The 22,845-nt window shown below is 61.5% G+C and carries 20 protein-coding genes; 10 read left to right on the top strand and 10 right to left on the bottom strand.

From position 1 onward, the window contains the following. Window positions 1-26 precede the first annotated feature (26 nt). The 6 genes from cysG to PSH78_RS16615 form a co-directional block, all read right to left on the bottom strand. Window positions 27-1,421 (bottom strand): siroheme synthase CysG, encoded by a 1,395-nt coding sequence (cysG, locus tag PSH78_RS16590; RefSeq protein ID WP_305495527.1) that lies wholly within the window; start codon window positions 1,419-1,421, stop codon window positions 27-29. Further along, window positions 1,422-2,702, bottom strand: a complete 1,281-nt coding sequence (gene serS / locus PSH78_RS16595) for a serine--tRNA ligase (RefSeq protein WP_305495528.1) — start codon at window positions 2,700-2,702, stop codon at window positions 1,422-1,424. Between the two features lie 15 nt (window positions 2,703-2,717). Next, window positions 2,718-3,092, bottom strand: coding sequence for a fluoride efflux transporter CrcB (crcB, locus tag PSH78_RS16600; RefSeq protein WP_207961507.1), 375 nt, complete (start codon window positions 3,090-3,092; stop codon window positions 2,718-2,720). Further along, entirely contained in the window at window positions 3,089-4,414 is a 1,326-nt protein-coding gene (locus tag PSH78_RS16605; protein ID WP_305495529.1) for a replication-associated recombination protein A, read from the bottom strand. The genes crcB and PSH78_RS16605 overlap by 4 nt, the downstream gene beginning before the upstream one ends. A gap of 167 nt (window positions 4,415-4,581) precedes the next feature. Then, on the bottom strand, window positions 4,582-5,205 hold the full coding sequence (gene lolA, locus PSH78_RS16610) for an outer membrane lipoprotein chaperone LolA (protein WP_186710180.1): 624 nt from the start codon (window positions 5,203-5,205) through the stop codon (window positions 4,582-4,584). A 57-nt stretch (window positions 5,206-5,262) separates the two neighbouring features. Next, window positions 5,263-7,668 carry a DNA translocase FtsK gene (locus tag PSH78_RS16615; protein WP_305495532.1) on the bottom strand — a complete coding sequence of 802 codons (2,406 nt, stop codon included), beginning with the start codon at window positions 7,666-7,668 and terminating at the stop codon, window positions 5,263-5,265. 336 nt (window positions 7,669-8,004) lie between these two features. On the opposite strand from PSH78_RS16615, the gene trxB reads away from it, so the two are divergent. The 4 genes from trxB to infA all read left to right on the top strand — a co-directional run bounded on the left by trxB (window position 8,005) and on the right by infA (window position 10,853). Continuing rightward, on the top strand, window positions 8,005-8,964 hold the full coding sequence (gene trxB / locus PSH78_RS16620; protein WP_305495534.1) for a thioredoxin-disulfide reductase: 960 nt from the start codon (window positions 8,005-8,007) through the stop codon (window positions 8,962-8,964). A gap of 67 nt (window positions 8,965-9,031) precedes the next feature. Next, window positions 9,032-9,712 carry a leucyl/phenylalanyl-tRNA--protein transferase gene (gene aat / locus PSH78_RS16625; RefSeq protein WP_305495535.1) on the top strand — a complete coding sequence of 227 codons (681 nt, stop codon included), beginning with the start codon at window positions 9,032-9,034 and terminating at the stop codon, window positions 9,710-9,712. 57 nt (window positions 9,713-9,769) lie between these two features. Further along, window positions 9,770-10,477: an arginyltransferase gene (locus PSH78_RS16630; RefSeq protein ID WP_305495537.1), complete on the top strand. Its 708-nt coding sequence runs from the start codon at window positions 9,770-9,772 to the stop codon at window positions 10,475-10,477. Between the two features lie 157 nt (window positions 10,478-10,634). After that, entirely contained in the window at window positions 10,635-10,853 is a 219-nt protein-coding gene (infA, locus tag PSH78_RS16635) for a translation initiation factor IF-1 (RefSeq protein WP_002553999.1), read from the top strand. Between the two features lie 233 nt (window positions 10,854-11,086). Here infA and clpA read toward each other — a convergent pair whose 3' ends face one another. Together clpA and clpS are read right to left on the bottom strand one after the other, a co-directional pair. Then, window positions 11,087-13,357 (bottom strand): ATP-dependent Clp protease ATP-binding subunit ClpA, encoded by a 2,271-nt coding sequence (gene clpA, locus PSH78_RS16640; RefSeq protein WP_305495539.1) that lies wholly within the window; start codon window positions 13,355-13,357, stop codon window positions 11,087-11,089. A gap of 29 nt (window positions 13,358-13,386) precedes the next feature. Continuing rightward, window positions 13,387-13,749 carry an ATP-dependent Clp protease adapter ClpS gene (gene clpS, locus PSH78_RS16645; RefSeq protein WP_305495541.1) on the bottom strand — a complete coding sequence of 121 codons (363 nt, stop codon included), beginning with the start codon at window positions 13,747-13,749 and terminating at the stop codon, window positions 13,387-13,389. Between the two features lie 224 nt (window positions 13,750-13,973). Between clpS and PSH78_RS16650 the strand changes: the two genes are divergently transcribed. Continuing rightward, window positions 13,974-14,273, top strand: coding sequence for a cold shock domain-containing protein (locus PSH78_RS16650; protein WP_305495543.1), 300 nt, complete (start codon window positions 13,974-13,976; stop codon window positions 14,271-14,273). Between the two features lie 76 nt (window positions 14,274-14,349). Here the strand turns inward: PSH78_RS16650 and icd are convergent, their stop codons facing one another. Continuing rightward, the gene (gene icd, locus PSH78_RS16655) at window positions 14,350-15,606 is read right to left on the bottom strand and encodes an NADP-dependent isocitrate dehydrogenase (protein ID WP_305495545.1); all 1,257 of its coding nucleotides are present in this window, start codon (window positions 15,604-15,606) and stop codon (window positions 14,350-14,352) included. Between the two features lie 481 nt (window positions 15,607-16,087). Between icd and PSH78_RS16660 the strand changes: the two genes are divergently transcribed. Continuing rightward, window positions 16,088-18,313 (top strand): NADP-dependent isocitrate dehydrogenase, encoded by a 2,226-nt coding sequence (locus PSH78_RS16660; RefSeq protein WP_305495547.1) that lies wholly within the window; start codon window positions 16,088-16,090, stop codon window positions 18,311-18,313. Window positions 18,314-18,598: 285 nt separating this feature from the next. Here the strand turns inward: PSH78_RS16660 and PSH78_RS16665 are convergent, their stop codons facing one another. Continuing rightward, a complete protein-coding gene (locus tag PSH78_RS16665; RefSeq protein WP_305501435.1) occupies window positions 18,599-18,745 on the bottom strand; it encodes a hypothetical protein in 147 nt (48 codons plus the stop codon). Window positions 18,746-18,951: 206 nt separating this feature from the next. On the opposite strand from PSH78_RS16665, the gene PSH78_RS16670 reads away from it, so the two are divergent. The 4 genes from PSH78_RS16670 to purB all read left to right on the top strand — a co-directional run bounded on the left by PSH78_RS16670 (window position 18,952) and on the right by purB (window position 22,820). Continuing rightward, window positions 18,952-19,398: an NUDIX hydrolase gene (locus tag PSH78_RS16670; RefSeq protein ID WP_305495548.1), complete on the top strand. Its 447-nt coding sequence runs from the start codon at window positions 18,952-18,954 to the stop codon at window positions 19,396-19,398. 59 nt (window positions 19,399-19,457) lie between these two features. Beyond that, complete coding sequence (gene mnmA, locus PSH78_RS16675; RefSeq protein WP_305495550.1) at window positions 19,458-20,582, top strand: tRNA 2-thiouridine(34) synthase MnmA; 1,125 nt, start codon at window positions 19,458-19,460, stop codon at window positions 20,580-20,582. Beyond that, a complete protein-coding gene (hflD, locus tag PSH78_RS16680) occupies window positions 20,579-21,202 on the top strand; it encodes a high frequency lysogenization protein HflD (RefSeq protein ID WP_305495552.1) in 624 nt (207 codons plus the stop codon). Before mnmA ends, hflD begins: the two co-directional genes overlap by 4 nt. 247 nt (window positions 21,203-21,449) lie before the next feature. Further along, on the top strand, window positions 21,450-22,820 hold the full coding sequence (purB, locus tag PSH78_RS16685) for an adenylosuccinate lyase (protein WP_305495554.1): 1,371 nt from the start codon (window positions 21,450-21,452) through the stop codon (window positions 22,818-22,820). Window positions 22,821-22,845: the final 25 nt, after the last annotated feature.

Consider the following 22,845-nt stretch of genomic DNA (forward strand, 5'->3'; position numbering starts at 1 on the left):
GCTCGCGATTGGCAGCGGCGCGGTCTTCAGACCTGCCCCTGAGCCCCTTCAAACCAAGCCAGCTTCTCGCGCAACTGCACCACTTCCCCGACGATCACCAGTGTCGGCGCATGCACCTCATGCTCGGCTACCAGTCGTGGCAAGTCCGCCAGGGTACCGGTAAACACCCGCTGGTTTGCAGTCGTGCCTTGCTGGATCAGTGCCGCCGGCGTGTCCGCCGCTCGACCGTGCTTGATCAATTCGTTGCAAATCACCGGCAGCCCCACCAGGCCCATGTAGAACACCAGCGTCTGCGCCGGCGATACCAAGTCCGCCCAGGGCAGATCGCTGCTGCCGTCCTTGAGATGGCCGGTGATGAAACGCACCGACTGGGCGTAGTCACGATGGGTCAGCGGGATCCCGGCGTAAGCCGCGCAACCACTGGCGGCGGTAATACCCGGGACCACCTGGAACGGGATGCCATGGGCCGCCAGTTCTTCGATTTCTTCGCCGCCACGACCGAAGATGAACGGATCGCCGCCTTTCAACCGCACCACGCGCTTGCCCTGCCGGGCCAGGTCGACCAATTGCTGGTTGATCTGGTCCTGGGGCACCGCGTGTTCGGACCGGCGCTTGCCGACGTAGACCCGCTCGGCGTCGCGCCGGCATAGCTCGAGGATCGCCGGGGCCACCAGACGGTCGTAAAGCACCACGTCCGCCTGCTGCATCAGGCGCAGCGCGCGGAAGGTCAGCAGGTCCGGGTCACCGGGCCCGGCGCCTACCAGGTAGACTTCCCCCGGCGCGTTCGGCGCCTGGCCGTCGATCTTCTCGCGCAGCAGCCGCTCGGCCTCGGCGCCCTGCCCGGCCAGTTGACGGTCGGCGATCGGGCCCTGGAAAACCTCTTCCCAGAATGCCCGCCGTTGCTGCACATCGGGAAACAGTTGCTTGACCTGATTGCGAAAGCGCGCCGCCAGGCCGGCCAGTTGCCCGTAGGTCGATGGAATCCAGGTTTCCAGCTTGGCGCGGATCAGCCGTGCCAGCACCGGCGCGTCGCCGCCGCTGGACACCGCAATAACCAGCGGCGAGCGGTCGACGATGGCCGGGAAGATCACGCTGCACAGCGCGGGCGCGTCCACCACGTTGACCGGCACGCAGCGCTTGTGGGCGTCAGCCGAGACCTGGGCATTGAGCGGCTCGTCGTCGGTGGCGGCGATGACCAGGCCGCAGCCGTCCATATCCGCTTCGACGTAGCCACGCAGCACGCATTCGCCGCCGCTGCCACTGACCAGTTCCCGCAACTGCGGTTCGATGTCGGGTGCGACCACCCGCAGCAGGGCACCGGCATCCGCCAGCAGGCGAGACTTGCGCAAGGCGATCTCGCCGCCGCCGACCACCAGCACGCGGCTGCCGCGCAGGTTGTGGAACAGTGGCAGATAGTCCATTTAGCCGATGACCTCGATGCCGCCCATGTACGGTTTCAGCACTTCAGGCACCCGGATCGAACCGTCGGCCTGCTGGTAGTTTTCCAACACGGCGACCAGCGTACGACCCACCGCCAGGCCAGAGCCGTTGAGGGTATGGACCAGTTCCGGCTTGCCGGTTTCCGGGTTGCGGAACCGCGCCTGCATGCGGCGGGCCTGGAAATCACCGCAGTTGGAGCACGACGAAATCTCGCGGTACTTGTCCTGGCTCGGGATCCAGACTTCCAGATCGTAGGTCTTGACCGCACTGAAGCCCATGTCGCCGGTGCACAGCGCCAGGGTACGATACGGCAGCTCGAGCAATTGCAGGACTTTCTCGGCGTTGGCGGTCAGGCTTTCCAGGGCTTCCATGGATTTCGACGGCTCGACGATCTGCACCATCTCGACCTTGTCGAACTGGTGCTGGCGGATCATGCCGCGAGTGTCACGACCCGACGCGCCGGCTTCACTGCGAAAGCACGGGGTGTGAGCGACAAACTTGATCGGCAGTTGCTTGGCGTCGACGATTTCGCCGGCAACGATGTTGGTCAGCGAGACTTCGGCGGTCGGGATCAGGTACAGATCGGCTTCGCCGTCGCGAGCGATCTTGAACAGGTCTTCCTCGAACTTCGGCAACTGGCCGGTGCCTTGCAGCGCCGGTGCCTGGACCAGGTATGGCGTGTAGGCCTCTTCGTAGCCGTGCTCGGTGACGTGCAGGTTGATCATGAACTGCGCCAGTGCGCGATGCAGACGGGCGATCGGCCCGCGCAGCAGGGCGAAACGCGCGCCCGACAGCTTGGCGGCGGTTTCGAAGTCCAGCCAACCGAATTTCTCGCCCAGGGCGACGTGGTCCTGTACCGGGAAATCGAAGGCTTTCGGCGTGCCCCAGCGACGTACTTCGACGTTGCCGTCTTCGTCTTCACCCACCGGCACCGATTCGTGAGGCAGGTTCGGGATGCCCAGCAGGATCGAATCCAGCTCGCTCTGGATCGCGTCCAGTTCGGTCTTGCCGGCACTCAACTCGCCCGCCATGCGCTCGACATCGGCCATCAGCGGCGCGATGTCTTCGCCGCGCTGCTTGGCCTGACCGATGGACTTGGAGCGCGCGTTACGTTCAGCCTGCAGGGCTTCGGTGCGGGTCTGGACGGTCTTGCGCTGTTCTTCCAGCGCTTCGATGCGCGCGACATCCAGGGCAAAGCCACGGGATGCCAGGCGGTCCGCTACGTCCTGAAGGTTGCTACGTAACAGTTTGGAATCGAGCATGTCGGTCTCTCGTTATCAAAGTTTGGTCAGGGACAGGCCGGCCCAGGTGGCGAGCAGCCCGCCGAACACGCTGATGGCCGCATAGCCCAGGGCCAGCGGCACCTGCCCGCTTTCCAGCAGGCGCACCGTATCCAGTGAAAAGGATGAAAAAGTCGTCAGGCCGCCAAGAAAGCCGACCATCAACCCCGCGCGCACCTCGATGGGCACTTCAGGGCGAATCAGGAACAGGCCGTAAAGAACACCGATCAGCAGACAGCCCACGATATTAACGGCCAGCGTCGCGGTATAGAAGTGCCGCGGCCAATTTGCGCTGATCCAGTTGCCCGTGGCGAAACGCAATAATGTACCGGCAACGCCGCCGGCGGAGACTGCGAGAATCAAGGGGATCACGGTTTTCTCCGCTGCCGTGGACTCAATCGGTCCAATTGCGCCAAGTGGTTGAGCTTCTCGCCGATCTTCAGCTCCAGGCCACGGGGCACCGGCTGATAGAACCGCTGGGGGTCGAGTTCCTCGGGAAAATAGTCTTCGCCGGCGGCGTAAGCGTCAGGCTCGTCATGGGCGTAACGGTATTCCTCGCCGTAGCCCAACTGTTTCATGAGCTTGGTCGGCGCGTTGCGCAGGTGCAACGGCACTTCCAGAGAGCCGTGCTCGGCGGCGCTGCGCATCGCCGCCTTGAAGCCCATATAGACGGCGTTGCTTTTCGGCGCGCAGGCCAGATAGGTAATGGCCTGGGCCACGGCGAGCTCGCCTTCCGGGCTGCCGAGGCGTTCCTGCACGTCCCAGGCCGCCAGGCACAGGCTCAGGGCACGCGGATCGGCATTGCCGATGTCTTCGCTGGCCATGCGTACGACACGGCGTGCGAGGTACAGCGGATCACAACCGCCATCGATCATCCGCGCAAACCAGTACAGCGCGCCGTCCGGGTTGGAGCCGCGTACCGACTTGTGCAGCGCTGAAATCTGGTCGTAGAACGCCTCGCCGCCCTTGTCGAAGCGGCGCCGGGTATCGCCCAGCAGGCTTTGCAGCAGCTCGACACCGATCTCGCTGTCGTCTTCGGCCAGGTCCGAGGCGTTTTCCAGCAGGTTGAGCAGGCGCCGACCATCCCCGTCGGCAGCGCTGAACAGTATCTGGAAACCTTCGTCGCTGAGGCTCAGGTGGCGCTTGCCCAGGCCGCGCTCTTCGGTGAGCGCGCGATGCACCAGCTTGCGCATCGCCGCCTCGTCGAGGCTCTTGAGCACGTAGACCCGCGCGCGGGACAGCAAGGCGTTGTTCAGTTCGAACGAAGGGTTTTCGGTGGTGGCACCGATGAAAATCAGCGTGCCGTCTTCGACATAGGGCAGGAAGGCGTCCTGCTGTGACTTGTTGAAGCGGTGCACTTCATCGACGAACAGGATGGTGCGCTTGCCGTACTGGCCGGCCTGCTGCTTGGCGATTTCCACCGCCTGGCGGATCTCCTTGACCCCGGCCAGCACCGCCGACACCGTTTCGAAATGCGCATCCGAGACTTCCGCGAGCAACCGCGCCAGGGTGGTCTTGCCGACCCCCGGCGGGCCCCAGAAGATCATCGAATGCAGGGTGCCCTGCTCCAGGGCTTCGCGCAGGGGCTTGCCGCGGGCGAGCACATGCTCCTGGCCGACGTACTCATCCAGGTTGGTGGCCCGCAGACGGGCGGCCAATGGCTGGGCAATCGGGGCGCTTCGAAACAGGTCCATCACTGCTTATGCAACCTCCGCTGGGTCCTGTTGCCGATCAGTTGAACAATTGAACACCACAATCCCTTGTGGGAGCGAGCCTGCTCGCGAAGCGGTGTGTCAGCTACGTCATTGTCAACTGATCCGCCGCCTTCGCGAGCAGGCTCGCTCCCACAAGGGTTACAGCGTTATTCCTGGATCACATCCGCACCCTTGGGGATGTCGAACTTGAACTTGGACGCGGCGATCGGCTCGTTGGCCTTGACCCCGGTGAACAGGATGTTGGTGCGCTGGCCGACACTGTCGATCAGTTGCATGTCGTTGACCAGGCCGTTGCGGAACGACAGGCGCAGGCTGTCGAACAGGCTGTCCTTGGTCTTCGGCTTGAGGGTGAAGTCAATCACGCCACCGGCCTCCTTGGAGGTGATGTCGAAGCTCTGGCTGATCTCCGAGATATCGCCGGAGAGCAGCAGCGCCGGCGTCTGGGTCAGGCGCTGGTCGAGGGTCTTGATGGTCACCTGTTCGAGGTCCGGGTCCCACAGGGAGACTTTCTTGCCATCGGACACCATCAGCTGTTCGGCGGGTGCATCGGTGTGCCAGTAGAACAGGCCGGGACGCTGCAGGGCCATGTCGCCAGCGGTTTCCTGCAACTGGGTGCCGCTGCCGTCGAGGGTCAGTTGGGAAAAACGCGCAGTCAGGGTCTGGGAGCCACCCAGCAATTGGGTCAGGCGGGCCACATCTTTCTCGCCGGCATGGGCCGACAACGTGGACAAGGCCAATACGGGCAACAGCAGCATGCGAATCAGGCGCATGGGAGTCCTCATGAATTCGTGGGGGGCGAGCGACGCGTCATCACGCCGCCCGGGTTGTCAGTCGCGCATCGGGCCCGGCGCCAGTACTTCGCGCGAGCCGTTGGTGTTCATGGCCGTCACGACCCCGGCCATTTCCATGGCCTCGATCATGCGTGCGGCGCGGTTGTAGCCGATCTTCAGCTTGCGCTGTACGGCGGAAATCGAGGCACGGCGACTCTCCAGGACGAACTGCACCGCTTCGTCATAAAGCGCATCGGTCTCGGCATCGTCGTCACCGCCGCCACTGCTGCCCTCGAAACCGCTGCCGGCCTCTTCGACACCGTTGAGGATGTCGTCGTTGTATTCAGGCGCGCCGCGCAACTTCCAGGCTTCGACCACGCGATGCACTTCCTCGTCGGAGACGAACGCACCGTGGACACGGATCGGCAGGCTGGTGCCGGGTGGCATGTAGAGCATGTCACCGTGACCGAGCAACTGCTCGGCGCCGCCCTGGTCGATGATGGTCCGCGAGTCGATCTTGCTCGAAACCTGGAACGCCATGCGGGTCGGGATGTTGGCCTTGATCAGACCGGTGATCACGTCCACCGACGGCCGTTGCGTGGCGAGGATCAGGTGAATACCGGCCGCCCGGGCTTTCTGGGCGATACGGGCAATCAGTTCTTCGACCTTCTTGCCGACGATCATCATCATGTCGGCGAATTCGTCCACCACCACCACGATGGTCGGCAGCTTGTGCAACAGCGGTGCTTCGTCGTGGATGCTTTCGCGGTGGTACAGCGGGTCGCTCAACGGTGTGCCGGCTTCCTCGGCCTCCTTGACCTTGGCATTGAAGCCCGACAGGTTGCGCACGCCCATCTTCGCCATCAGCTTGTAGCGGCGCTCCATCTCGGCAACGCTCCAGCGCAGGGCGTTGGCCGCGTCCTTCATGTCGGTGACTACCGGGCACAGCAGGTGCGGGATGCCTTCGTAGATCGACAATTCGAGCATCTTCGGGTCGATCATGATCAGCTTGGCGTCTTCCGGGCCGGACTTGAACAGGATCGACAGGATCATTGCGTTCACCCCCACCGACTTACCCGAACCGGTGGTACCGGCCACCAGCAGGTGAGGCATCTTCGCCAGGTCGGTGATGACCGGCTTGCCGCCGATGTCGTGGCCCAGGGCCAGGGTGACCGGTGACTTGTGGTTGTCGTACTCGGGGGTCGAGAGCACTTCGGAGAAGCGCACGATCTGGCGATCCTCGTTGGGGATCTCGATGCCCACGGTGGTCTTGCCCGGGATCACTTCCACCACCCGCACGCTGGTGACCGCCAGGGAGCGCGCCAGGTCCTTCGCGAGGTTGGCGATACGGCTGACCTTGACGCCGGCGGCCGGCTGGATTTCGTAACGGGTAATGACCGGACCCGGATGGATCGAATCCACCGACACCTCGACACCGAACTCCTTGAGCTTGATCTCCAGCAGGTGACCGACGGCCGCCAGTGACTCGGGGGAATAATTGAGCTGTTTCTTTTCCGCAGGATCGAGGATCGAGATCGGCGGCAAGGTCCCTTCCACCGCGCTGTCGACGAACAGCGGCGCCTGTTTTTCCTTCTGCACGCGCTTGCTCTGCTCCGGCGGCTTGGCCGGGGCCATGGTGATGACCGGCGGCACCTGCTTCTCGCGCTCGGACATGTGCTTGCTCAGGGCCTGCTCGCGCTCGATCAGGCGTTCCTTGACCTTGGCCTGCTCGCGTTTGTCCGGAACGGTGGGCGCCACGACGTCGTGGACCCGATCGTCCACTTCACGCAGTTGCGCCACCAGTTGCTTGCGTTCGTTGCGCGCCGCCCACCAGCGGTTCAGCGCACCCTGGATCAATTCGATGAGGTCGAGCGTGATCTTGCCGGTCACGTCCATGACCTTGAACCAGGACAGGTCGGTGAACACCGTCAGGCCGAAGAGGAATAGGGCGATGAACAGCAGCGTGCTGCCCTGGATATTCAGGGCATTGCGTGCCAGATCACCAAGGCTCTCGCCCAGCGCACCACCCGCCCCGGCCGGCAGGCCGGTGGGTGCGTGGAAATGGATATGCGCCAGCGCGGCGCCCGACAACACCAGGAACACCAGGCCAATCAGGCGCCAGGAGAACAGCCAGCCGCTCCACTGCCAGGGCTCATGGCGCTGGCGGAATATCTGATAGGTCTTGATCGCCAGCAGCAGCGGGAAAATATAGGCGAAATAGCCCAGCACCATGAACAGGATGTCGGCGCTGTAGGAACCGGCCGGCCCGCCGAAATTCTGCACGTCTTCGATCTTGCTGTTGTGGCTCCAGCCCGGATCGTCCTTGCCGTAGGTCAGCAAGGCCATCATCAGGAACAGGCACAAGGCCCCAATGGCGATCAACGCACCTTCCTTGAGCCGGTAGTGCAATTGTTGGCGCCAGAGCGGAACGACTGTCTTGGGTGCTGCGGTGGATTTCTTCAAAACGCTTCTTTTCCTGCGCCAATGGCGCGTCCATCTGTTGAATGACTATAAAAACTGCCCACGGGGAGCAGGTAAAAAAAAGTGAATGTGCTCAACCGGTACTACTTTTACCACTGAGGCATGTTTTACCACTGTGGCATGCGTCCGGAAAACCGCAGGTGTTGCCGAAGATTTGACCTTTTGCCCGTCCTGCGTTCAAAACTCAAGCATTGTACGGGTTTGTCTTGCCCGAGGCATTGTCCGCGCGCCCGGCGACAACCTGGCCAGAAATGGGTCATCGGACGCCAATTTGAGCATGCATTCTCTTTTGTGACAAAGGCTTATGAGGTGTTTTTTATGAGCGAAGCGAAGCATTCACGCCTGATCATTCTCGGTTCCGGCCCTGCAGGGTACAGCGCGGCTGTCTATGCGGCCCGCGCCAACCTCAAACCCGTTGTCATTACCGGCATACAGGCCGGTGGCCAGCTCACCACCACGGTCGAAGTCGATAACTGGCCCGGCGACGTCGAAGGCCTGACCGGTCCGGTACTGATGGAACGCATGCAGCGGCACGCCGAGCGCTTCGACACGCAGATCGTCTACGACCATATCCACACCGCCAAGTTGCAACAGCGGCCGTTCGAACTGGTCGGTGACAGCGGCACCTATACCTGCGATGCATTGATCATCGCCACCGGCGCCTCGGCTCAATACCTGGGCCTGCCTTCGGAGGAAACCTTCGCCGGCAAAGGCGTGTCGGCCTGCGCGACCTGTGACGGCTTCTTTTATCGAAACCAGGTGGTGGCCGTCATCGGCGGCGGTAACACGGCGGTTGAAGAAGCCTTGTACCTGTCGAATATCGCCAAGGAAGTTCACCTGGTCCACCGCCGCGACAAGCTGCGCGCGGAAAAGATATTGCAGGACAAACTCTTCGAAAAGGCCGCCAACGGCAATATGCGCCTGCACTGGAACCAGAACCTGGATGAAGTGCTGGGTGACGCCAGCGGCGTGACCGGCGCGCGCCTGCGGCACAGCGAGACGGGCGAAACCAGCACGTTATCCCTGGCCGGGGTGTTCATCGCCATCGGGCATAAACCCAACACCGATCTGTTCCAGGGCCAGCTGAAGATGCGCGACGGCTACCTGATCGTGCGCGGCGGCAGCGAAGGCAATGCCACCGCCACCGACATCGAAGGCGTCTTCGCCGCCGGCGACGTGGCTGACCACGTCTATCGCCAGGCCATTACGTCCGCCGGCGCCGGTTGCATGGCCGCGCTGGATGCAGAGAAGTATCTCGATGACATCCCGGCCGTTTGACGGTTAACCTCTAGGGCGGGCCTATGACAGGGCCCGCTCCCCTCCCCTTCTGCAAGTCCGGATAACGATGCTGACCTGGTTACAACGCAACACGTTCGATTTTCCACCGCTGGAAAAAGCCATGCGCGACCCAAATGGCTTGCTGGCCGCCGGCGGAGACCTGTGCGCCGATCGGTTGATCCAGGCCTATCGTCACGGCTGCTTTCCATGGTTCTCGGAGGGACAGCCGATCCTGTGGTGGTCACCGGACCCGCGCACCGTGCTGTTTCCCGACGAACTGCATGTTTCCCGCAGCCTGAACAAGCTGTTGCGCAAGCAGCGCTATCAAGTGACGTTCGACCGCGACTTCGCGGCGGTCATCAAGGCCTGCGCCGCCCCCCGCGACTATGCCGACGGCACCTGGATCACCGACGCCATGCAGACCGCTTATCTGGAACTGCACCGGCGTGGCTTCGCCCATTCGGTGGAAGTCTGGGACCAGGACCAACTGGTGGGCGGCTTGTATGGCCTGGCGATGGGGCAGCTGTTTTTCGGCGAGTCGATGTTCAGCCGGGCCGACAATGCGTCGAAATTCGGCTTCGCAACCCTGGTCCAACATCTCAAGGAAGCGGATTTCGTGCTCATTGACTGCCAGATGCCCACCGAGCACCTGCACAGCCTGGGCGCCCGGTCGATTCCCCGCGCAGCGTTTGCCGATTACCTGAAGGCGCACCTGGACCAGCCCAACCAGGCCACCTGGCTTTGCTGAGCGATATTCGCGCGACTGGCTTACACTTGAATTGAAGTTTTATCCCGAGGGTTGATCATGACCGAGTTGGCGCGCTTGAAGTTCTATGCCACTCAACCTCACTCTTGCAGTTATCTGCCGGAGGAGCAGGCCACGACCCTGTTCCTCGACCCGAGCCAGCCCATGGATGTGCATGTCTACGCAGACCTGTCGGAAATGGGCTTTCGGCGCAGTGGCGATCATCTTTACCGGCCCCATTGCCAGCACTGCAATGCGTGCGTTCCGGCGCGCATTCCCGTGGCCCGATTCACGCCCAATCGCCAGCAAAAGCGTATTTTCAAGCGCAACGCCGACTTGCAGGTGCGCCCGGCCAAGCCGCAATTTACCGAAGAATATTTTGACCTGTACCAGCGCTACATCGAGCAACGCCACGCCGATGGCGACATGTACCCGCCCAGCCGGGATCAATTCTCGACGTTCCTGGTGCGCGACCTGCCGTTCTCGCGCTTCTACGAGTTCCGCCTCGATGGCCGACTGGTCGCCATCGCCGTCACCGACCTGCTGCCCAACGGGCTTTCGGCGGTGTACACCTTCTATGAGCCCGACGAAGAAAAACGCAGCCTGGGGCGTTTTGCGATTCTCTGGCAGATCAACGAATGCCGGCGCCTGGGCCTGGATGCGGTGTACCTGGGCTACTGGATCAAGAACTGCAAAAAAATGAACTACAAAACCCAATATCGGCCCATTGAATTGCTGATCAACCAGCGGTGGGTTGTCCTGAACTAAGGGCTCGCTCGCAATTGGCGCCCCGATGCAAGCACCCGACTCATCGAGTATCCCAAGAACCCCTTGGCTTGCCCCCCCTTTTTCGGGCACAATGCACGCCGCTTTTGCCTGGCGCAGTTGCACCGGGCCATTCACTGGATACCGAGGGCTTTACTGCATGTCGAAAGAAGACAGCTTCGAAATGGAAGGCACTGTCGTCGACACCCTGCCCAACACCATGTTTCGTGTGGAGTTGGAAAATGGGCACGTCGTAACCGCGCATATCTCCGGCAAGATGCGCAAGAACTACATTCGTATTCTTACCGGTGACAAAGTGCGCGTCGAGCTGACGCCCTATGACTTGAGCAAAGGGCGCATCACTTACCGCGCTCGCTAACAAGTCAATACAAAACGCCCGGCTCATGTCGGGCGTTTTTGTTTGCCTGGGATTTGATGGCTGCCCCGAAACACTGTGGGAGCGAGCTTGCTCGCGATAGCGGTGGGTCAGTTTGCATCGGTGTCGAATGTGCCGCAGCCATCGCGAGCAAGCTCGCTCCCACATGGGATTGCAGTGTCGCATATAGCAAAAAGGCGCCTTTCGGCGCCTTTTTACTTTGCTGCAGGTAACGATCAGGCCATTTCCGCCGTGGTTTCGAAGTCGAACGTCAGCTCGCCATCCTTGATGTCGATGTGGACCACACCGCCATGCTCGGCCAGTTCGCCAAAGAGGATTTCCTCCGCCAGTGGACGCTTGATCTTGTCCTGGATCAGGCGCGCCATTGGCCGCGCTCCCATCGTCACATCGTAGCCACCTTCGGCCAGCCAGCTGCGGGCTGCATCGGTAACCTCCAACAACACCCGCTTGTCTTCGAGCTGCGCCTGAAGTTCGGTAAGGAACTTGTCCACCACGCTCTTGATGACTTCATGGCTGAGGCGACCAAACTGGATGATAGTGTCCAGGCGGTTACGGAACTCAGGCGTGAAGCTCTTCTTGATCACTTCCATCGCATCGGACGAGTGGTCCTGATGGGTGAAACCGATCGAAGCGCGCGCAGCGGTTTCAGCGCCGGCGTTGGTGGTCATGATGATGATCACGTTGCGGAAATCCGCCTTGCGTCCGTTGTTGTCGGTCAGCGTACCGTGGTCCATGACCTGCAGCAGCAGATTGAAGACTTCCGGATGCGCCTTCTCGATCTCATCGAGCAACAGCACGCAGTGCGGCTGCTTGGTGATCGCCTCGGTCAGCAGGCCGCCCTGGTCGAACCCGACATAACCTGGAGGCGCACCGATCAACCGCGATACGGTGTGACGCTCCATGTACTCGGACATGTCGAAGCGCACCAGCTCGATCCCCAGCGCCTTGGCCAACTGCCGTGCCGCCTCGGTCTTGCCGACACCGGTAGGCCCGGCGAACAGGAACGAACCGACCGGTTTGTCCGGCGACTTGAGACCGGCGCGCGACAGCTTGATGGCGGTCGACAGCGAGTCGATGGCCGCATCCTGGCCGAACACCGTGAGCTTCAGGTCGCGTTCCAGGTTACGCAGCAGTTCCTTGTCGGAACTGGTGACGTGTTTTGGTGGAATCCGCGCGATCTTCGCGACGATGTCCTCGACCTGCGGCACGTCGATGCGCTTGACGCGATTCTCCACCGGTTGCAGGCGCTGGTAGGCACCCGCCTCGTCGATGACATCGATGGCTTTGTCCGGCATGTGCCGATCATTGATGTAGCGCGAGGCCAGCTCGGCGGCGGCGCGCAACGCTTCATCGCTGTATTCGATGCTGTGGTGCAGCTCGAAACGCCCTTTCAGGCCGCGCAGGATGCCGATGGTGTCTTCCACCGACGGCTCCGAGACGTCGACTTTCTGGAAACGCCGGGCCAGGGCACGGTCTTTCTCGAAAATGCCGCGGAATTCCTGGAACGTGGTCGAGCCGATGCAACGGATATCACCCGAAGAGAGCAACGGCTTGAGCAGGTTCGAGGCATCCATGACGCCACCCGACGCAGCACCGGCACCGATGATGGTGTGGATCTCGTCGATGAACAGGATCGCCTGCGGACGTTTCTTCAGCTCGCCGAGCAGCGCCTTGAAGCGTTTCTCGAAGTCGCCGCGGTACTTGGTACCGGCCAGCAAGGCACCCAGGTCGAGGGAATAGACGACGCTGTTGGCCAGCAGGTCCGGCACCTGGTTATCGACGATGCGCTTGGCCAGGCCCTCGGCGATCGCGGTCTTGCCCACGCCCGCCTCGCCTACCAGCAGCGGATTGTTCTTGCGACGCCGGGCCAGGATCTGCGCCACGCGCTCGACTTCCGCCTCGCGCCCGACCAGCGGGTCGATACGGCCCTGGCGCGCCAGTTCGTTCAGGTTGCTGGCATAGGCATCCAGGGGATTGCCTGAAGAAGAAGACTCACCGCCCTCGTCGTCCTGCATGTCCTGCTCACCTTCGGAATGATCGCCATGCCCGGGCACCTTGGAGATGCCATGGGCGATGTAGTTGACCACATCGATACGCGCCACGCTCTGCTGCTTGAGCAGGAAGACCGCCTGGCTTTCCTGCTCGCTGAAGATCGCGACCAGGACATTGGCGCCGGTGACTTCGCGCTTGCCCGAGCTCTGTACGTGAAAGACAGCACGCTGCAATACACGCTGGAAGCCCAGGGTTGGCTGGGTTTCGCGATCCTCGTCATGAACGGGGATCAATGGCGTGGTGGAGTCGATGAACTCCTGCAGATCATGCTTGAGTTTATCGAGGTTTGCGCCGCAGGCACGCAAAACGGTGGCGGCAGCCTCATTATCCAATAGGGCCAGCAGCAGGTGTTCGACGGTCATGAATTCATGACGCTTCGAACGAGCCTCCTTGAAGGCAAGATTGAGGGTGACTTCGAGCTCGCGGTTTAACATAGCTTCACCTCATACCCAAGTGGTCGGCGTTAACCGTCCTTCTCGATTTCACAGAGTAGCGGATGCTGGCTTTCCCGGGCGTACTGGTTGACCTGCATGGCCTTTGTCTCGGCGATGTCGCGGGTAAACACTCCACATACTGCCCGTCCCTCTGTATGGACGGCCAGCATGACCTTGGTCGCCAGCTCGCGATTCAGGTTAAAAAACACCTCGAGCACTTCGACGACGAAATCCATCGGTGTGTAGTCATCGTTGAACAAAACCACCTTGTACATCGGTGGAGCCTGTAAAGCGGGCTTTGATTCCTGAACAGCAATACCCGCTGAATCGTCGTCATGTAGATCCGGGCGATCCTGATTGAATGTTAGTCGAATCTGGCTGATTGCATGCATGGAAAGAAAGGTTCGTTTAGTTGGCGAATACAGTGATGGGGCCGCTTGCAGGCGATTTCAACCGCTACTGCCCGATCACCTTGACTATCGGCAAATCGGTGTTACAACCAATAGAGCCCACCGTGGGTTAAAAAGGTCCGTGAAGTCAATCCGATTTCAATGATCGACGGCGGATGGTCAGGATGATACTCCCATGGCGGGGTGTGTTGCAGAGGGATATTGGTATGCCGGGTACCGGGATGACATTCAAGGGCAAGGTCAAATGGTTCAACAACTCCAAGGGCTTCGGGTTTATCAACCGCGATGGCGATCCGAATAAGGAAGACCTGTTCGCTCACTACTCGGCGATCCTGATGGACGGCTACAAGACCTTGAAGGCCGGGCAAACCGTGTCGTTCAGCATGATCCAGGGTCCCAAGGGCGTACATGCGGTCGCCATCACGCCCGTCGCGCAGGACAACGCCGACGCCACGCCCGAATCCGTCAACGCCCTGGAGCACGTCACCGCCTCCGAAAAAGGCTGACACACCCGCCCCTCCTCAGGCAAAACGCCCGGATCGATCACTCGAGCCGGGCGTTTTCAGTTGCGTAACGATCCGCCTACATGTGCGAAATCAGTGCATCACCAAAGCCGGAAGACGATACCAGCTTGGCTCCGTCCATCAGGCGTTCGAAGTCATAGGTCACGGTCTTGGCCGAGATCGCGCCGTTGGTGCCCTTGATGATCAGGTCGGCCGCTTCGGTCCAGCCCATGTGACGCAGCATCATTTCCGCCGACAGGATCAGCGAACCCGGGTTGACCTGGTCCTTGCCGGCATATTTGGGCGCGGTGCCGTGGGTGGCCTCGAACATCGCCACGGTGTCCGACAGGTTGGCGCCCGGCGCGATACCGATACCGCCCACTTCAGCCGCCAGAGCGTCGGAGAGATAGTCGCCGTTGAGGTTCAGGGTCGCGATCACGTCGTACTCGGCCGGGCGCAGCAGGATCTGCTGAAGCATGGCGTCGGCGATGGCATCCTTGACCACGACATTTTTGCCGGTCCGCGGATTCTTGAACTGCATCCAGGGCCCGCCATCGAGCAGGGTCGCACCGAACTCTTCGGCCGCCACTTCGTAGGCCCATTCCTTGAAGGCACCTTCGGTGAACTTCATGATGTTGCCTTTGTGCACGATGGTCAGCGAATCGCGGTCATTGTCGACAACATATTGCAAGGCTTTGCGCGCCAGACGTTTGGTGCCCTGCTTGGAAACCGGCTTGACGCCGATACCGCAATCCTCGTCGAAGCGGATCTTGGTAACACCCATTTCCTCCTTGAGGAACTTGATGACCTTGGTGGCCTCGGCCGAACCGGCCTTCCACTCGATGCCTGCATAGATGTCTTCGGAGTTCTCGCGGAAGATGGTCATGTCGACATCGCCAGGCTTCTTCACCGGGCTTGGCACACCCTCGAACCAGCGCACCGGGCGCAGGCAGACATACAAGTCCAGCTGCTGGCGCAGCGCGACGTTCAACGAGCGGATACCGCCACCGACCGGGGTGGTCAGCGGGCCCTTGATGGAAACCACGTAGTCCTTGACCGCGTCCAGGGTTTCCTGGGGAAGCCAGGTGTCCTGGTCGTAGACCTGGGTGGCTTTTTCACCGGCATAGACTTCCATCCAGGAAATCTTGCGCTTGCCGCCATAAGCCTTCTCGACCGCGGCGTCGACAACCTTGATCATGACCGGACTGATATCAACGCCAATGCCGTCACCTTCAATGAAAGGGATGATCGGATTGTCGGGAACATTAAGAGAATGGTCTGCATTGACGGTGATTTTGTCACCGACGGCTGGAACCTGAATCTTTTGATACCCCATGCTGAACTCCATTGCTTGGATTGAACATCTGGCTGCGTTCGAGCGTACCCCAGTTGTATCGGCACGCAAACCCTACGTTCGGCCCGTCCTCGGCAAATAAACCGAGTTCGCCGCGTACAAGCCTGAAAACCAAGGGAAAAGCGCCAAACTTGAGCATAGTCCAGCCCCGCGGCATGCGACGTTTAGACCAATGGACGTATACGGAAGTCTATGAACCGTCGGCAGATCGCCAGCTACCTATGTATAATGCCGCCGCTGACCACAGGGTCACGACGGCTGACGGCTCTATCACGAGACTTTCCGCCAATTTGAAAGCCGGACCGTTACCGCGGCCCGACCGCTTGACGCTCGACTGATGCACCCAACATCACCGCGAAGAAACCTCGACATTCGGCTCACGGATGACTTTGAACGAACGCGCTTACCCGGCGCCCCTCGAGTTTCTGCGCATGCTTTAGCAAAGAAGAGAGTTAATCCGAATATGCCCACCCGCTCGAAGATCATCTATACCTTCACCGACGAAGCGCCTGCCCTCGCCACCTATTCGCTGCTGCCGATCGTCGAAGCCTTCACCGCTTCGGCCGATATCGCCGTGGAGACCCGCGATATCTCCCTCGCAGGGCGCATCCTGGCCAGCTTCCCCGAGCAACTGGGTGACAAAGCCGTAGCCGACCACCTCGCCGAACTGGGCGACCTGGCCGTCACGCCTGAAGCCAACATCATCAAGCTGCCGAACATCAGCGCCTCGGTGCCGCAACTGCAGGCCGCGATCAAGGAATTGCAGGCCCAGGGCTACGCACTGCCGGACTACCCGGAAACCGTGACCACCGACGCCGAAAAAGAAACGCGCGCCCGTTACGACAAGGTCAAGGGCAGCGCCGTGAACCCGGTCCTGCGCGAAGGCAACTCCGACCGCCGCGCGCCGCTGTCGGTGAAGAACTACGCTCGCAAGCACCCGCACAAGATGGGCGCCTGGGCTGCCGACTCCAAATCCCACGTGGCCCACATGAGCACCGGCGATTTCTACGGCAGCGAAAAAGCCGCCCTGATCGACGCCGCGGGCAGCGTGAAGATCGAGCTGATCGCCAAGGACGGTACTGCCACTGTCCTGAAAGAAAAAACCACCGTCCAAGCCGGTGAGATCCTCGATTGCGCGGTCATGAGCAAAAATGCCCTGCGCCATTTCATCGCCGCCGAAATCGAAGACGCCAAGCAGAAAGGCGTACTGCTGTCGGTTCACCTCAAAGCGACCATGATGAAGGTCTCCGACCCGATCATGTTCGGTCAGATCGTGGCTGAGTACTATAAGGACGCGCTGGCCAAGCACGCCCAGGTACTGGAGCAGATCGGCTTCAACCTGAACAACGGCATCGGCGACCTGTACGCCCGCATCAAGGCCCTGCCGGCCGAGCAGCAGGCGCAGATCGAAGCCGACATCCAGGCGGTCTATGCCGTTCGTCCGGCACTGGCGATGGTCAACTCCGACAAAGGCATCACCAACCTGCACGTGCCGAGCGACGTCATCGTCGACGCCTCGATGCCAGCCATGATCCGTGACTCCGGCAAGATGTGGGGCACCGACGGCCAGCTGCACGACACCAAGGCCGTGATCCCGGATCGCTGCTACGCGACCATCTACCAGGCCGTGATCGAAGACTGCAAGCAACACGGTGCCTTCGACCCGACCACCATGGGCAGCGTGCCGAACGTTGGCCTGATGGCCAAGAAAGCCGAAGAGTACGGCTCCCACGACAAGACCTTCCAGATCAAGGCTGACGGTGTGGTCCGCGTCTCGGACAGCGACGGTCGTACCCTGCTGGAACAGAACGTCGAGGCTGGCGATATCTTCCGCATGTGCCAGACCAAGGACGCGCCGATCCAGGATTGGGTCAAGCTCGCCGTCAACCGTGCCCGCGCCAGCAGCACCCCGGCGATCTTCTGGCTCGACCCGATGCGCGCCCACGATGGCGTGATGATCGAGAAGGTCCAGGCTTACCTGAAGGATCACGACACCAGCGGCCTGGACATTCGCATCATGTCGCCTGTCGACGCGATGAAGTTCACCCTGGCGCGCACCCGCGAAGGCAAGGACACCATCTCGGTGACCGGCAACGTACTGCGTGACTACCTGACCGACCTGTTCCCGATCATGGAACTGGGCACCAGCGCCAAGATGCTCTCGATCGTGCCGCTGATGAACGGTGGCGGCCTGTTCGAAACCGGCGCCGGCGGTTCGGCGCCCAAGCACGTTCAGCAACTGCTGGAAGAGAACTTCCTGCGTTGGGATTCCCTGGGCGAGTTCCTGGCTCTGGCCGCATCCCTGGAACACCTGGGCGTGACCTACAACAACCCGAAAGCACTGGTGCTGGCCAAGACTCTCGACCAGGCGACTGGCGAATTCCTGGACCGCAACAAGTCGCCTTCGCGCAAGGTCGGCGGCATCGACAACCGCGGCAGCCACTTCTACCTGACCCTGTTCTGGGCCCAGGCACTGGCCGCCCAGGATGACGACGCAGCCCTCAAGGCGCAGTTCACCACCCTGGCCAAGACCCTGACCGACAACGAAGAAAAAATCGTTGCCGAGCTCAACGCCGTCCAAGGCAAGCCAGTGGACATCGGCGGCTACTACTTCGCCAACCCTGAGCTGACCAGCAAGGCCATGCGCCCGAGCAACACCTTCAACGCGGCGATTGCTGCGCTGGTATAAGGTTGCAAGGAAACACCACAAACCCCGGCCTGGTGCCGGGGTTTGTGTTTCTGGCATTTACACTATCCATCAGACAGCACCCGACCCTGTGGGAGCGAGCTTGCTCGCGATTGCAATTCATCATTCAATTCAAATATTGACTGACCCACCGCTATCGCGAGCAAGCTCGCTCCCACAGTTGGATTGGAGTACAGCCGCCAGAGACAGGTCGGCTGCCAGGCCGCCTTCGCGAGCAGGCTCGCTCCCACAGGAGAAACACGGTCTCACCAAGAACCAGGCCCGCTATCAGGCCGCCTCGCTTTTGATCTTGATCCTGATCTGGGGCGCCCCATTAACCACGATGGCCGAACGCAGGCATTGCGCAGTGGGCATCCCGGCATGGATGCCGGGATAGCCGCGCTGGGCCAGGGACGGCCCTTCGCGGCGGCCCACGGAGCAATGCCGGAGTGAGGGCATGCCGAGCCCAGGCGAGGCACCGAGTGGTGGGGCAAAGCCTTTTTGGTTACTTTTTTGGCGTCTGAAAAAAGTGACCCGCTGTAAGAGCGGAACCATAAGCAGCCGTGACCGCAGCAATGGATATGTACCCAGTCAACAATCCCGCTGCCGCCCAACCCGAAAAACGAAAACAGAGGAGTCTCATGAACTGGCAACCCCACATCACCGTCGCCACCATCGTCGAAGACCAAGGCCGCTTCCTGATGGTCGAAGAATCCAAAGGCGGACGAGCAGTGCTCAACCAGCCCGCCGGCCACCTGGACCCCAACGAAACCCTGATCCAAGCCGCCATACGCGAAACCCTCGAAGAAACCGGCTGGGACGTCGAACCCACCAGCGTCACCGGCATTTACCTCTACACCGCCCCGAGCAACGGCGTGACCTACCAGCGGGTCTGCTTCGCCGCCAAAGCCCTGAAACACCACCCGGATTACCAACTGGACGACGGCATCCTCGGCGCCAAGTGGCTGACCCGCGACGAATTGCTGGCACAGCGCGACCGCTGGCGCAGCGAGCTGGTCATCCGCTGCATCGACGATTACCTGGCCGGCCATCGCCACAGCCTGGAGCTTATCCGCCCTTCTCTTTAGCCTTGCACGCCCGGGCCTGATAGAATCGCGTCCTTTTTCAAGACACTCATTGAATTCCTATGCGTGATCCAGCCTCTTCGAACACCCCCAAGCAACGCGTCATAGTCGGCATGTCCGGCGGCGTGGACTCTTCCGTTTCCGCCCTTCTGCTGATCGAGCAGGGTTACGAGGTGGAAGGCCTGTTCATGAAGAACTGGGAAGAAGACGACGGAACCGAATACTGCACCGCCATGGACGACCTGGCGGACGCCCAGGCCGTCTGCGACCGGATCGGCATCAAGCTGCATACCGCCAACTTCGCCGCGGAATACTGGGACAACGTGTTCGAGCACTTCCTCGCCGAATACAAGGCCGGTCGCACGCCGAACCCGGACATCCTCTGCAACCGCGAAATCAAGTTCAAGGCGTTCCTCGACTACGCCATGATGCTCGGGGCCGACCTGATCGCCACCGGCCACTACGTGCGCCGCCGCGACATCGACGGTCGTACCGAGCTGCTCAAGGGCCTGGACCCGAACAAGGACCAGAGTTATTTCCTGCACGCCGTCGGCGGTGAACAGATCGCCAAGACCCTGTTCCCGGTGGGCGAGCTGGAAAAACCCGAAGTGCGCGCAATTGCCGAGAAACATGACCTGGCCACCGCCAAGAAGAAGGATTCCACCGGGATCTGCTTCATTGGCGAACGACGCTTCAGCGATTTCCTCAAGCAATACCTGCCGGCCCAGCCGGGCGAGATCAAGACTACCGAAGGCGAAGTCATCGGCCGCCACCATGGCCTGATGTACCACACCATCGGCCAGCGCCAGGGCCTGGGCATCGGCGGCTTGAAAGACGCCGGTGAAGAGCCGTGGTACGTGCTGGTCAAGGACCTGGAGCACAACGAGCTGATCGTTGGCCAGGGCAACGACCATCCATGGCTGTTTTCCCGCGCCCTGCTCGCCTCCGATATCTATTGGGTCAACCCGGTCGACCTCAGCGAACCGCGCCGCCTGACGGCCAAGGTTCGCTACCGCCAGAGCGACCAGCCCTGCACTCTGGAAAAAACCGCCAGCGGCTATCGCGCCACGTTCGATGATCCGCAGCGCGCGGTCACGCCCGGCCAGTCCGTGGTGTTCTACGACGGTGAAATCTGCCTCGGCGGCGGCGTGATAGAAGTCGCCGAGCCATGGAGCAGCCAGGCATGACGCCGATCCAGGAACAACTGACGGCACTCGGCGGGGTGTTTCTCGCCGCGGTGCTGGTGGACCGGATCGCCAAGACCGGCCAGGCCACCGAAGCCGGCCTGGGCTGTATGCTCGGCAGCCTGCTGGTACGCGACCCCAAGGACACCCTGGAAGTCTATGGTGGCGATGACCTGAACCTGCGCGAAGGCTACCGTGCGCTGATCGGCGCCCTGGAGCGCGACCCCAGCGCCCTGCAACGCGAGCCGCTGCGCTACGCCCTGTCGATGCTGGGCCTGGAGCGCCAGTTGGCCAAGCGCGACGATCTGCTGGAGACCATCGGCAAACGCCTGCCCCAGATCCAGTCCCAGGTCGAACACTTCGGCCCGTCCCACGAGAACGTGATCGCCGCTTGCGGTGCGCTGTACCAAGACACCTTGAGCACTCTGCGCCAGCGCATCCAGGTGCATGGCGACATGCGCAACCTGCAGCAGCCTAGTAACGCTTCGAAGATCCGCGCCCTGTTGCTGGCCGGGATTCGCTCGGCGCGGCTGTGGCGGCAACTGGGTGGGCATCGCTGGCAGCTGGTGATCAGCCGGCGCAAATTGCTCAAAGAGCTTTACCCGTTGATGCGCAACGAATAAGTCGCCTTTGTGGCGAGGGAGCTTGCTCCCGCTGGGCTGCAACGCAGCCCCTGAGCCCGGCGGGTCTAGCGCGCTGCTTGGATTCAGGGCTGCTTCGCGGCCCAGCGGGAGCAAGCTCCCTCGCCACGGGCAATAAACAGTTTTATCTCGATACGCGTAACACGTCGGTCAGTTGGCAACGGACCGGCGCTGGATTTCATGTATGATACGCGCCCCATTTCGTTGCCCGACTGTCCGAGAACACCCCATGCAGCTCTCTTCGCTCACTGCGGTTTCCCCTGTAGACGGCCGCTACGCCGGCAAAACCCAGGCCCTGCGCCCTATTTTCAGCGAGTACGGCCTGATCCGTGCCCGCGTTCTGGTTGAAGTGCGCTGGCTCCAGCGCCTGGCCGCTCATCCTGGCATTGGCGAAGTACCGGCCTTTTCCGCCGAAGCCAACGCGGTACTGAACGCCCTGGCCGACGATTTCGCGCTGGAGCACGCCGAGCGCGTCAAAGAGATCGAGCGCACCACCAACCACGACGTCAAGGCGATCGAATACCTGCTCAAGGAGCAGGCGGCCAAGCTGCCGGAACTGGCCAACGTCAGCGAATTCATTCACTTTGCCTGCACCAGCGAGGACATCAACAACCTGTCCCACGCCCTGATGCTGCGCGAAGGCCGTGACGACGTGATGCTGCCCCTGATGCGCCAGACCGCCCAGGCCATCCGCGAACTGGCGATCCGCTTCGCCGACGTGCCGATGCTGTCGCGTACCCACGGTCAACCGGCTTCGCCGACCACCCTGGGCAAGGAACTGGCAAACGTGGTGTATCGCCTGGAGCGCCAGATCGCCCAGGTGGCCGCCGTGCCACTGCTGGGCAAGATCAACGGCGCCGTGGGCAACTACAACGCCCACCTGTCGGCCTACCCGGACATCGACTGGGAAGCCAATGCCCGTGCCTTCATCGAAGACGAGCTGGGCCTGAGCTTCAACCCGTACACCACCCAGATCGAACCGCACGACTACATCGCCGAGCTGTTCGACGCGATCGCGCGCTTCAACACCATCCTGATCGACTTCGACCGTGACATCTGGGGCTACATCTCCCTGGGTTACTTCAAGCAGCGCACCATCGCCGGCGAAATCGGTTCCTCGACCATGCCGCACAAGGTCAACCCGATCGACTTCGAAAACTCCGAAGGCAACCTGGGCATCGCCAACGCGCTGTTCCAGCACTTGGCGAGCAAGCTGCCGATTTCCCGCTGGCAGCGCGACCTGACCGACTCCACCGTGCTGCGCAACCTGGGCGTAGGTTTTGCCCACAGCGTCATCGCCTACGAGGCCAGCCTCAAGGGCATCAGCAAGCTGGAACTGAACGAGCAGAAAATCGCCGCCGACCTGGATGCCTGCTGGGAAGTCCTGGCCGAGCCGATCCAGACCGTGATGCGTCGCTATAACATCGAAAACCCCTATGAAAAGCTGAAGGAACTGACCCGTGGCAAGGGCATCAGCCCGGACGCGTTGCAGACTTTCATCGATGGCCTGGACATGCCTGCCGAGGCCAAGGCAGAGCTGAAGAAGCTGACCCCGGCCAGCTACATCGGCAACGCGGCGGCACAAGCCAAGCGCATCTGACACATCGCTTCACCTTTGAGACGCC

It is taken from the genome of Pseudomonas sp. FP198, from assembly GCF_030687895.1.
Classification (GTDB): Bacteria; Pseudomonadota; Gammaproteobacteria; order Pseudomonadales; family Pseudomonadaceae; genus Aquipseudomonas.